This window comes from Dyadobacter sp. CY312, assembly GCF_021390535.1.
Taxonomy (GTDB): Bacteria; Bacteroidota; Bacteroidia; order Cytophagales; family Spirosomataceae; genus Dyadobacter.
In genome coordinates this window covers 299,399-312,239 of the sequence record NZ_JAJUXG010000005.1, presented here as the reverse complement: position 1 = coordinate 312,239, position 12,841 = coordinate 299,399, and the positions used below count along the sequence as shown (strand labels likewise).

Genomic DNA, 12,841 nt, shown 5'->3' with positions numbered 1-12,841 from the left:
ACGCCTAACAAACTGGCAATTGAAGAAATTAATAAAATATTGGAAGGGCAGCATTTTGCTGTCCTTCTTTTTGCTGTTTTTGGGATTCGGTTCTCACGGGCAGGTGAACCTATCCGGCAAACCCGGACTTATTTTTACACCCAGTGCGGTGGAAACGGAAGATGGTCTTTTCCGGTTCGGATACAACTACAATCCGATTAATTATGCATTGAGACGGCGGGGCAGAAATCCTGAGCGTGTTATCTATGCCAACGTGACGATTCTAAAGAGACTGGAAATTAATGCCAGTCTGCTGCAAATGATCAGCACAGATCAAAACAAAGTAAAAGAGGCTATTGGCGACAGGCAACTGGATATTCGCTACCTGATCCTGAAAGAAAAACCCAAACAGCCCTCACTTGCATTGGTACTCACTACACCATTCACCATTGACGGGGCCATGTTGACACATGCACTGGTGGCGACAAAAAACTTTCAGGTTCAGCGGGATTTAAAACTGGAAGTGAGTGCGGGATACGGTAGCCCTTATTATCTATATCGGGATGAAGGAAATCTGACCAATTCCAACATGCTGTCTAACTTCAAGTGGCAGAAAAAAAGTGAGGACCGCTATAAAAACCATTATCTGCAGGGACCCTTTGGTGGTGCGGTTTTACATTACAAAAACTGGGGCGGCGTGATGGCAGAATGGGATTCCCAACACCTTAATGTGGGTGCTTATGCCCGGCTTTTCAAATGCTGGACCATTCAGGCCGGCTGGCTCAACGCGGACCAGATTACCGTAGGTACATCTGTTGCCGTCAACTTATTAAAACCTTCCCGCAGACTTAAAAAGCAATCCGATGAGAAAAAATAGTATACTATTCTGTCTGCTTTTTTTGGGAAGCCTGATTAATTCTTCCGCCCAAAATACCGGCGACAAATACACACCTGAGAAACTAAGACAAAGTTTTGAAAATATACAGACCATAGACGGGAAGGTATTTTACGAGCAACGCCTTTATCGCAACCCATTTATTGGTCTCTACGAAATACAAAAAGTAACCGCGGATACAACCATTAAACAGTACGTGCCGCTTTTTAACGGCTTTCCCATTGGCAAGTATGCTGTTGATGAAAATGTAAACTACGACCCGCTCTCCGATGCAGAAAGGAAAGCTTACCTACAAAAGAACCGATTCCTGCTGCATAAAAAATACAAGGCGGATTTCTGGATACAACCCTATTTCGCTGCCATTTTCGGAAACTTTGAAAAACCGGTAGAAAGCAATACCAGTGGGGCACTTCAAACACAACTGTATCTTTTGCCGGGATTAACTTTGCAAACGGGAGTGCTCTTTCCAATTGTAAATGATCTGGATGGTCGCCCGAAAAATATTCGCCTTGCCCCTACCTTCCTGAACCAATTTTACAACCAGGGCAGCAATTACATCAGTGCGTCGGCTGGTTTTTTTCAGAATGACCAGTATGGCGTGAATGTGCAGTACCGCAGGGCGGACCTTTCCAAGCCATGGTCATTTGGACTGGAAGCAGGATTAACCGGATTTTATTACTATCCAAAGGGTGGTATTTATTACGAAGGTCCGGATCAGCTTCTGTTGCTGGCAGATGCTTCCTACCGTTTTAAAGGTCCTGATATTACGTTAAAATTATCCGGTGGTCAGTTTTTGTGGCGTGACAAAGGTGCGAGAATCGAAATGGTTCGCCAGTTTACCAACGTCGAACTAGGAGTGTATGCAGTGAAAACACAGAACGGTTCCACACTCGGTTTCAATTTTGCCGTTCCGATCCCACCTGGGAAAATCGTTCAGGGAAAACATGCCAGGCTACGAACCACGGATGAATTCCGCTGGGAATACACCTACAGCCGTGGCTATCGGATCGGTGAGCGCTATCGGCTCGGCTACCAGCTTGATCAGAAGTTGCGGCAGTTCCATCAGGATTACCTGAACCGGCAGCATCGGGAACTTTAGGGCATGGGGCTTGGAGTTCAACGCAGAGTTTAGTAGTTACACAAAGAGTTTCGCAGAGTTGTCAATTCTAAACTCCTCGTTTGAAATTAAAAAAACTCCATGCAACTCTGCACCAAACGCCGTGTCACTCCGCGGTTTACTTTTATATTTGCAGAAAAAACCACAAACTATGAACATCGTCGTCCTCGGAGCATCCGGACAATTGGGTAGCTGCCTTAAAAAAGTTGCTGCCGAAAGAAACATCACTGACATCTCTTTTCCATCTGAGCAGGAAGGCAATATTCTTGACAGCGACTTACTCAACAAACTTTTCACTGCTGAAAAACCAGGATTTGTGATCAACTGTGCTGCTTATACCGCCGTTGATAAAGCAGAAGATGAGCAGGATATCTGCCGGAAAGTGAACCGCGAAGGTGCTGCGAACATTGCCGTTGCCTGTCAGAAACACAATGCCACTTTGATCCATATTTCAACAGACTTCGTGTTCAAAGGAAACGTGCCTCAGCTGCTTTCTGAAACCGATCCTGCTGAACCTGAAAATATTTACGGTCTTACCAAACTGGAGGGCGAACAGGATATCACCCGCATACTGAAAGAACATTTCACAATCCGCACCAGCTGGTTGTACTCTGAATTTGGCAATAACTTCGTAAAAACAATGCTTCGTTTGGGTAGTGAAAGAGACCAGTTGGGCGTGATCGCCGACCAAACCGGCTCGCCGACATACGCCATTGATCTTGCCGGAGCCGTTCTGGACGTGATTGCCTCAGGCAGCGATGCTTACGGAATTTACCATTACAGCAATGAAGGAGTTACTTCCTGGTTCGATTTTGCCAAAACGATCTTCGACATCAGCAACACAGAGGTAATTGTAAATCCTGTCAAAACCTCAGAATACGTTACCAAAGCTGTTCGTCCAGCGTATTCGGTGATGGACAAAACCAAGATTAAAACTACTTTCGGTATTAAAATTCCTTACTGGAGAGATAGCTTGGCGGTGTGTATTGCACGGTTATCTTAGAAGTATGTTTCTTCTAGAGATTCATTTTTGTTGAGTTCACAGCTTTTAGTTAACAGTATACAGTTCTTAGAGAACAAGTTGTTTAAACCTATATTCCTGACAATGAGGCTGTACCAGGATAGGAAAATAGGTAGAATTTGTCACATTGAGCGGAGTCGAAATGCCTTTTGGGGTAATCAAAAGGCCTTCGACCCCGCTCAATGTGACATCATAACTACTTTTGTTGCAGCCTGATTGAGCTACTAAGTTTAGATCCACTAAAGATTCACTCCGCCGGAAACTTCAATCCGCTGCGCGTTGACCCACCTGGCATAATCGGTACATAAAAAGGCAACGACTCCGCCAATGTCATCGGGCAACCCTACCCTGCCCAGAGCCGTTGCAGCTGCAATGTGCTGGTTGACCTGTTCGTTGTCCCGCACAGCACCTCCACCAAAATCGGTTTCGATTGCACCAGGTGCTATCACATTTACACGAATACCGCGTGCACCCAATTCTTTTGCCTGATAACGGGTGAGCGTTTCAATTGCCCCTTTCATACTTGCATAAGTGCTGTAACCCGGCATGGTGAAACGGGTTAGTCCGGTTGATAAATTCACAATACCACCGCCATCATTCATGAAAGGCAAGGCGGATTGGGTCAGAAAAAACACACCTTTGAAATGCACGTTCATCAGCAGATCAAAGTTTTCTTCCGGAGTTTCCGCAAAGGGAGCACCCAGACCGATTCCTGCGTTATTGATCAAATAGTCGAAATGCGTAGCCTGGAAATGAGTACCCAATACTGATTTCAGATTTTCAAAAAACGTGTCAAATCCTTTTACTTCACCAGCATTGAGTTGCAATGCAGCTGCTTTTTGTCCGGCTTTTTCAATTTCCGCAACTACGGCAAGTGCTTCCTCCTGTTTGCTGTTGTATGTAAGAATTACGTCTATTCCTTTTGTAGCCAGCGCTAATGCCATGTTTTTACCAAGCCCTCTGCTGCCACCAGTTACCAATGCTATTTTGTTCATCGTCGTTACAATTTTTGTTCTGTTTTGATGATACAAAGTTGGCGCAAAAGAAAGGAGGTGTGTTTGCAAACATCAATCCATTATTTACAAAATTCAAATCTGACCAACTAGCCACGGAAAGCCATGGGTGAAATCTCGGTTTGTTTTTTGAAAAAATTGGAAAAGTGGGCAACCTGCTCAAAACCCAGACAGTTTGCAATTTCAGAGATATTCCAATTGGTTTGCTTTAAGATAATCTTGGCTTCCCGTACCACCCTTTCGCTGATCAGATCCGTGGTGGTGTGGCCAGTATTTTCTTTCAAAACCTTGTTGAGATGGTTGACGTGAACCGAAAGTGTGTCTGCGTAATCCTTGGCGGTTCGCAAACGTAACTGCTGGTCCATGGACTCAATGGGGAACTGTCTTTCGAGCAATTCCAAAAACAGCGACGAGACCCGGGCGGAGGCGTTGTGGGTGGGATAAAGCGCCGTAGCTGGTTGTAGTTTCTGACCGTAATGGATCAGTTCCATTACATAATTTCTGAGCAGATCGTATTTAAAAGCATAGTCCGACGAGAGCTCTCTATTCATTTTAGCCATAATGGCAGCAATTTCTGCTGTCTCTTCATCCGAGAGTTGGAATATAGGATAACCATTTGCTTTAAAAATGGGAAGCTCATCCAAAATTACACCGCTCTTACTCTGCGTTAAAAATTCAGGTGTAAAAATGCAGAAATGACCCGACTGCTCTTCATTCAAAGGAAGATAATGATAAGGAATTTTGGGGGTTGCAAATAGCAATGCGCTTTTCTCAATTTCAATTACCTTGTCCGCATATTCAGCCCTGTTTTTACCGATGATCAAACTGATTTTATAATAGGCTCTCCGGTTGTAAGGCATTTTCCCCTGTGATGTTTTGGCAAGATCGGCAATACTGAAAACATTAAAATGCCCGATCTCCTTGCTAACCTCTTCGGGAATAAGCTGAGAAACCTCTCTGTAAAACTCGTCAACCGATATTGCCTTCATACATGCATGGGTTTGTAAAATTCAAATGTACGGAGGAATTCAAATCTTTCTTTATCTTGAAATAATTTCCACGGATCTTCCTGATGATGTGAACTTTGCTCATCCTGGTCTTGACAAATTCAGACAATCAGATTATTATCGCTTTCTTATTTACTTATGCAAGATGTCGTTTATGAAAAACATCCTTTGAAAATACCTCTCATCATTCTATACTAAAACTTATACTGCCTGTGAATACGGACGGAATTGTCTATCTACCCAAAACGTTTGCTAAAAGTCAGGTGCGTCACTTGGGAAAATCTATTAAGGCTTTTCAGAAGGAAATTTTTGGAAGATTATTGGTGTGGAGTCTGGCAGCCATGAATTTGAGGTTATCAAATCTGGCAAGTAAAACGGATGCACAAAAATGACACGGATACACAGATGGTCACGAATGGTATCTTATAAATTCATCAATGATAGATGCCACAGATATACGAATCACATTTGTGTAAATTCGTGCATCTGTGGCATAAATACAACAGCCAATTATTAAATATGGTAAACGAGAAGTGGTATGTTTGTTTCCACGACCAGCTTTTTGGTAATACTCGGGTTAATGATCAGTTGTTCCAGAAATCCGCGCTCTCGGGTTGAAACGATTAAAAGATCTGCGTTCACTTCCTTGCAGTGTTTTTTGATACCTTCCTCAACCCCGCCCCCTTTGTGGATCACAATGTCACTGGCGGGTATGCCCAGGCCGCTGGTCATCTGCTCAATGTATTGTTGATCGGACTGGATGTTGGGCTGTTCAAGTGAGCTTATTTTGATAAAGGTCAATCTTGCTCCAAGCAAACGAGCCAGCGTTGCCACCTCCCGCAGATTGTTCATTTCTTCATATTCCAACTGGGTGGCATATACGATCCGTCTGAAATCAATGTTGATAACCTGTGGAGGAATTACAAGCACCGGACATGGCGCTTCCAGTGCGATACTGGTTGCAGCGCTGCCTATCAGTTTATCCATAAAACTACCCTTGCCTGTTCTGCCTACCACGATCAGATCGGCAAGCAGGTCTTCGGCATTTTTAATGATTGCATCGTGGATTCCGCCGGTTTCCCAGATACCCTCCGTTTTGAAACCTTCCTGCCTTGCAAGAACAACGTGCTCTTCAAGCTGCGCCTTGTAGGATTCTTCCAGCTCTTTGTAAACGGGCATCGTGTTCACCGTAACAGGTAAAGAAATATCTGTGATATAGGGCTGATACGCATGCAGAAAAACAAGCTCCGCATCGGTCTTGGAGGCAATTACCTTTGCTGCCGCAATGGCTTGTGCAGCATTTTCAGAAAAATCTATGGGAACAAGAATCGTTTTCATATCGAGTGGATTTATTTGAGAGATAAGCATCAGCGATGAGGTGTTAACCAATGCTGCGTGCAATTTTCAATCTTAATTAAACAAAAAAAATGATCCCGGACAGTTAAATAGCTGACAAAAAAGAATATCCTTGACTTGAACCGACTACAATTCCAGCTGTGTTGCGGCTAAAACTGTAAGGATCAAGTACCCTTTTCCGGTCATTTCTTTTTTCTCAACTGCCGGGCAACCAGCAGTGCATCGGCGACTACTTCCGGAGGATAATTGTTAAGTTCCAGGATCCTGATGGCGTTTGTAGTTATCAGCGTACCCTGTTTTAGCTTGTAGTCGAACAAAATTTCACGCGCCTCGACCACCTCCGAAAAATGATACAAGTCGAACGTTTCATTCAGAAAATCTCCCAGCTCCAGATCGTGCGTGGAGACAAACACCAGGTTGGCACCACTGTTCAGATAACTGAGTACCGATTTCCCCGCAGCAATGCGCTCCACGGTATTGGTTCCCTTAAAAAGCTCATCTAAAAGAAATAGATGAACGGCGCCCGAGGCACTTTCGTCAAGCAGATTTTTGATAATTAAAACCTCCTCGAAGTAATAGCTTTTATCATCCAGCAGATCATCTGCAACACGTATAGCTGAATGAATTTTCGTTCTGTACGTCTCAAATTTCTCAGCAAAACAGGTATTAATTGTTTGTGCGAGCAGCACATTAATACCGATTGTTCTTATAAAAGTCGATTTGCCCGACATGTTGGAGCCGGTCAGCAACACCGACTTGTGATCGCATCTGATATCATTCGCTACTGCTCCGAACACAAGAGGATGATATACGCCCACGACATTGAGCTGTTTGCCGTTTATTGAAAAAGAAGGAATACAACTGTAAACCGATGATTCACGCAATGCCTGAATGGAAAGCGCCGAATCAATTTCACCAATAAAATCAAATACTTCCCGCACCTGCGCTCTCCTGGCATCCAGTGTTTTTAAGGTACTGAACAACAAAATCGGTTCGATCAGAAAAAGTGCCTTGATCAGCTCCACAAGGTACTCGACAAACATACCTATCTCACTTTGCAGTTTTGCTTCCAGCTTGAACACCGACATAGACATACTCATGCGGTCCAGCATACCGACCGATGCGGACAAACTTGCTTTTTCATTTCTGAAAGAGTCAAACGTTAGTATTTTTTTGGCGAGCGTATTCATTCGCGATAGCTGTGGAATTGAGCTGGCGTACTTGTAAAGGTTATTTTTGTTCCAATAATGAAAAGCAAAATTGACCGCCAGAAGCAGCATTACTACAAACAAAAAAGAAGGAAAAATAAAGGACAAAACAACCGAGCACACGCTTGCAACAGATAGCAACGGCACAATCCAAAACCATTTTGGAGTTGCTATATACTTTTGAAGAAAAAGAGAGCAGACGTAATAGGCATCATTGTTATTTAGACCGGAAAGTCCTTCCAAAACGGTTTGTTTGAGCTCATCATTTTTCTCAAACACCGCTATCAGTCCTTCTAAACGATCGGCTCGCTTTTGATCCGCAGGAATCGTTCTGAGCAGGTAATAAAGATATTGCTGCCCAATGCTGCTGGTTGTACGGTCGATGAATTTAAAAACATCGTCAAGATCCAGATCCTGATGGGCTCTTTCGGAAATGCTTTGAAGTGCACCTTTGCTTTCAGCAAGCAAAAAGTATTGCTCTATATGTCTGAAATTAAACGGCTTGGTTTTAAGCTGTGAAGGATCGTGATATTGGGAGGTAGCTTTTTTAAACATTTTGGAATCAGTCAGGTGCGACAGGTTTACCAAAATAACTGTTTATCACAAGGGCTACACCTCAATTAATTGTGAAAGGTTGATCAGTGGTTTGGAAGGTTAATCCATGGCTGGTCAGAACCCGACAAAAAACTATTTAGTGTTTTCCTTTTCGACCTCCTGTACAAACGCCTCTGACACACTCGCGAAATTGGCTATTTCTGATACCGTAAATTTCCCGGCTTGTAATAATTTTAGTACAACCTCATAGCTTTTTTTCAGCTCGCCTTTTTCAATACCCTTTTCCAGGCCTTCCTCTATTCCCTCCTCCTTCGCAAGCATCTTTATGGTTTCAATGATTCCCATAGCTGTGGTTTTTCCGGTTAATAATTCAATGTGCTTTTCAAAGTTAATATTTATTTCAGGATTTTCAATCCGAATAAACGTTGTCAGAAAGAAGAGAAAACGCCTGATTTGCTGGCTATTGTAATTCTTACTGTGAATGAGTGCGCGTGCAATGGTCAGCCTATGCTCCCCTAGTTCTTCCTCCGGTATTTTACCAACAAGCAGTGCCTTCTGAGCTGTAAGCACGATGAGGGCAAACGGATTATTCATCGCTAAGAGCTGCGCTTCACTGTGATCCAGAATGTGATAAGTGTTGTATTTGTAAAGAATTTCAGTTCCAAGGAAATCCTTATGAAAATAGTTCGGCTGACTCTGGTTCTTCCCGCCTGTGTAAACTACTAATGCAGCGATGTCCACACCATAACGGTCGTAGATGCGATACCAATACTGAAACATGCGGAAAGCAAATTGATCGGTTCTGTCGCCCTGAATTTCCAGATGGATCAGAATCCATTCTTCTTTACCACTCATCAGAAATGCCTTCACAAGCATATCCACCACACGGCTCCCGCCCTTTTTTTCTAAATCGGGAAAGAGTTCATTCAGTTCTTTATCCAGAAATTCGAAACCCCGAGGTATATCGAAAATAATGTCGGCATCCTTAAAGTAGAAGCGCAGCAGATCGGGGAAAGCTTCCTCAAACGCACTTTTTAACAGGATATCATTCTTTCTACGCATAGGAAAAAGGATTATTGCAATGATTACGGACAATGACAATTTTCGTCACTTCCTATTGATCGACAGTAAATTAAAGTCCGCCTGGTCACACTCTGACCTCCTGGTTCTGCTTTCGACATTGCTTTACTTGTAAGTGTACGTAATACAAACCCAACCGCTTTCGCATTATTCAACAGTCAGTTACATTTTAGTTCCCATAATATTAAAAAAAGACAATTATAATTATTAGTATATAATACCGATAGAGATTAATTATTTAAAAAATATTAATTACTTTTGCAGAAGATTTTCAGAAATCTCGTATTTAATGATCTAAAAATATTAGAATGTGCAAAATATTATTTCAATTAATGAATTTAAATCAAAATAAGATAAAACTAAAATTGACTGATTTAATACAAATACAAAGACAATTCAAAATAAACGAATCTCACCAAAATACAATTTTATGAAAAACAGATTTATATTATTGCTCTGGCTTCTTCTCGGAGGGGTTGGATATAGCCAGGCTCAGGAGCGAACAATAACCGGGATCATTACCGACGCCACAGACGGCAGTCCGTTACCGGGAGCATCCGTGGCTGTGAAGGGCACGTCGAGCGGTACGCTTTCTGATGTAAATGGTGCCTATACACTTGGCGTATCGACCAATGCTTCCACATTGGTAGTATCATTTATTGGCTACATAGCAGAAGAAGTGGTGCTTGATAACCGTGACAAAATCAATGTTGCTTTGAAAGCTGACACCAAATTGCTCAACGAGGTGGTTGTCACTGCGCTGGGAATTTCCCGCGAAAAACGCGCACTGGGTTATGCAGTACAGGAAATTAAAGCAGAAGCATTGCAAACGAGGCCAACAAATGCGCTGAGTGCACTTTCAGGTAAAGTTGCAGGTTTGCAAGTAGTGAGCGCCGGTGGTAATATGGGTGGATCTTCCCGTGTATTGCTTCGAGGTATCAACTCCATTTCGGGCAACAATCAGCCCTTGTATGTGATTGATGGTACTCCAATCGACAATGCGGACCTGAACAGTGCAGCTACCAGTGCAGGTAGTGGCGGTAAGGATGTTGGAAATATGATCCAGGATATTAATCCGGATGATATTGAGAACATCTCTGTATTGAAAGGGCCTTCGGCAGCGGCACTTTATGGTACCAGAGCTGCCAACGGTGTCATTTTGATCACGACAAAAAAAGGGAAGGAAAACAGCAAGGTCAACCTTACTCTGAATACGGGTATCGAATTTGAAAAAATAGTTCGCCTGCCCAAACGCCAGAAGCTTTATGGCGGCGGGTTTTCGAACACTTTTCAGAAAGTGAATATTGGTGGAGAAGAATACAACATTTCGGAATATGCCGTGGACGAAAGCTGGGGACCGAAACTGGATGGAACACCGGTGCTGCATTGGTACAATCTGGACCCGGAAAACACTGCTGAGTATCTCCAGCCACAGCCATGGGTTTATCCTAAAAACGATGTGCATTCTTTCTTTGAAACCGGCGTAGCCAATACTAATAGTTTTTCTGTGAGCGGCGGAACGAGCAACTCCACCTACCGGCTTTCCTACACCAACAAAAATGTGAATGGTACGGTACCGAATTCTTCTATGAACAGAAATTCACTTAACTTTTCCGGGTCTACTCAGTTGGGCAAAGTGAAAATTTTCAACAGCTTTAACTACATGAAAAACACCTCAACGGGTCGTCCGTGGACAGGTGCAACCAACCGTAATATTATCCTGGAAGCTTTTCAGTGGGGAGCTGTGCAGGTTGACTATAACAAGCTTAAAAATTACAAAAGAGCTGATGGAACGCAGATTCTTTGGAACCGCAGCGGATGGCAGAATACACCTGCCGGAGAAGCTGCGAAGTTTATCGACAATCCGTACTGGTCGGCTTACGAAAGTTATCTGGAAGAAAATCGTGACAGGTTTTATGGTAACGTAGGTGTTGTATATGACGTAAACGACTGGTTGAAAATCAGCGGAAAAGTAAATGGCGATCTTTACCAATATCAATATCAGGATCGTATCGCCGTGTATTCACGTACACAATCGCAGTATCAGGAATACAACAACACGTTCAGTGAGTTCAACTACGAGTTGCTTGCTTCTGCCAATAAAAGCTGGAATGATCTGTCTCTCAATGTGAATGTTGGTGGTAACCTCATGAACCAGAAGCGCCGTATCTCCGATCAGGTGACACAAGGCGGGCTGATCCTTCCTGAATATTACAACCTTAAAAATGCTAGCTCGGTACTTACCAATTCAAACTCTTATCACAAACAGATCAATTCTTTATTCGGAAGTTTCTCTTTGGGATATAAAAGTTTGCTTTTTGTGGATGGTACGGTGCGTAATGACTGGTCATCTACCCTGCCGGTGGACAGAAACTCGTTCATTTACCCTTCGGTTACTACGAGTTTGATATTGAGCGAACTGAAAGGAATCAATGAAATTGCCTGGCTGGATTTTGCCAAGATTCGTCTTGGATGGGCTCAGGTTGGTAACGACACCGATCCTTATCAATTACAAAGAGCTTACGAAGCTACACAGGCATTTGACGGACTGGCAGGTTATAAACTTCCGGAACGACTTAACAATCAACTATTAAAGCCTGAGATCACAAGCTCCTGGGAAACAGGCCTGAGTCTTCAGGCTCTGAAAAACAGAATTGGTCTTGACGTTACTTATTACGACAATGTAAGCCGTAATCAGATCATCAACATTCCGGTTTCATCTGCTTTCGGGTATGATTCAAAGGTGATTAATGCGGGAAAAATAAACAACAAGGGTATTGAAATTACATTGAGCGGAACGCCAATTCGTCAAAATGGTTTCGAATGGAATAGTACACTGAACTGGTCTCGCAACCAGAACAAAGTAATATCACTCGCTCCGGGTGTGAACACATTTCAGTTGACCAACAGTCTGGTAACACTTGTAGCACGCGAAGGCGAACAGTACGGACAGTTGCTAGGATATGACTTTGTATATGCTGCCGATGGACAAAAAGTGATTAAAGCAGACGGAACCTATGAAAGAGGCCAGCAACTAACGCCGCTGGGAAGTGTTTTACCAAAATATCTTTTCGGTTTCCAGAACAATTTCACATACAAAAACTTCAACCTTGGCTTTTTGATAGATGGTCGTGTAGGCGGCAAGTTCTTCTCGCAAACCTATAAAGTAGCGATGTACGCTGGTATTCTTGATAAAACAGCAGCCAACGGAATTCGTGAAACAGGCGTAATACTCGACGGCGTGAAAGGAACCGTGACCTATAACAGCGACGGAACTTATGAGGTAACCAACACCACGCCAAACGACACGCGCATTACAGCACAAGCCTGGGCACGCGGAGAATACAGCGGACCTACTCCGCAAACAATTTTCGACGCTTCTTTTGTGAAACTGAGGGAAGTTACCCTGGGATACAGTCTGCCGCTTACCGGCAAGCTTGTGAAGTCGGTGTACTTTGGATTGTATGGCCGGAATCTTGCAAATATTTATGCAGCCAGCAAATATATAGATCCTGAAATGACCAGCAGCGGAGGTAACATTCAGGGAATTGAAGGCGGAAACATTCCTGTTCCGGCCACCTACGGGCTGAATGTTAATGTTAAATTTTAA

9 protein-coding genes are annotated in these 12,841 nt (G+C 43.3%); 4 read left to right on the top strand and 5 right to left on the bottom strand.

Going from position 1 to position 12,841, the window contains the following annotated elements:
* The first annotated feature begins 19 nt into the window (after positions 1–19).
* The 3 genes from LZG71_RS08915 (at position 20) to rfbD (ending at position 2,994) form a co-directional block, all read left to right on the top strand.
* On the top strand, positions 20–856 hold the full coding sequence (locus tag LZG71_RS08915) for a YjbH domain-containing protein (protein ID WP_233819176.1): 837 nt from the start codon (positions 20–22) through the stop codon (positions 854–856).
* Positions 843–1,973, top strand: a complete 1,131-nt coding sequence (locus tag LZG71_RS08910) for a YjbH domain-containing protein (RefSeq protein WP_233819174.1) — start codon at positions 843–845, stop codon at positions 1,971–1,973. Before LZG71_RS08915 ends, LZG71_RS08910 begins: the two co-directional genes overlap by 14 nt.
* A gap of 169 nt (positions 1,974–2,142) precedes the next feature.
* The gene (gene rfbD, locus LZG71_RS08905) at positions 2,143–2,994 is read left to right on the top strand and encodes a dTDP-4-dehydrorhamnose reductase (RefSeq protein ID WP_233819172.1); all 852 of its coding nucleotides are present in this window, start codon (positions 2,143–2,145) and stop codon (positions 2,992–2,994) included.
* Between the two features lie 257 nt (positions 2,995–3,251).
* Here the strand turns inward: rfbD and LZG71_RS08900 are convergent, their stop codons facing one another.
* The 5 genes from LZG71_RS08900 to LZG71_RS08880 all read right to left on the bottom strand — a co-directional run bounded on the left by LZG71_RS08900 (position 3,252) and on the right by LZG71_RS08880 (position 9,213).
* Positions 3,252–4,007: an SDR family oxidoreductase gene (locus LZG71_RS08900; RefSeq protein ID WP_233819170.1), complete on the bottom strand. Its 756-nt coding sequence runs from the start codon at positions 4,005–4,007 to the stop codon at positions 3,252–3,254.
* Between the two features lie 107 nt (positions 4,008–4,114).
* Complete coding sequence (locus LZG71_RS08895; RefSeq protein ID WP_233819168.1) at positions 4,115–5,014, bottom strand: AraC family transcriptional regulator; 900 nt, start codon at positions 5,012–5,014, stop codon at positions 4,115–4,117.
* Positions 5,015–5,545: 531 nt separating this feature from the next.
* Entirely contained in the window at positions 5,546–6,370 is an 825-nt protein-coding gene (locus tag LZG71_RS08890) for a universal stress protein (RefSeq protein ID WP_233819165.1), read from the bottom strand.
* A 200-nt stretch (positions 6,371–6,570) separates the two neighbouring features.
* On the bottom strand, positions 6,571–8,151 hold the full coding sequence (locus LZG71_RS08885; RefSeq protein WP_233819163.1) for a MutS-related protein: 1,581 nt from the start codon (positions 8,149–8,151) through the stop codon (positions 6,571–6,573).
* A gap of 132 nt (positions 8,152–8,283) precedes the next feature.
* On the bottom strand, positions 8,284–9,213 hold the full coding sequence (locus tag LZG71_RS08880) for a hypothetical protein (RefSeq protein WP_233819161.1): 930 nt from the start codon (positions 9,211–9,213) through the stop codon (positions 8,284–8,286).
* 448 nt (positions 9,214–9,661) lie between these two features.
* Here LZG71_RS08880 and LZG71_RS08875 point away from each other — a divergent pair, with 448 nt between their 5' ends.
* On the top strand, positions 9,662–12,841 hold the full coding sequence (locus LZG71_RS08875; protein WP_233819159.1) for a SusC/RagA family TonB-linked outer membrane protein: 3,180 nt from the start codon (positions 9,662–9,664) through the stop codon (positions 12,839–12,841).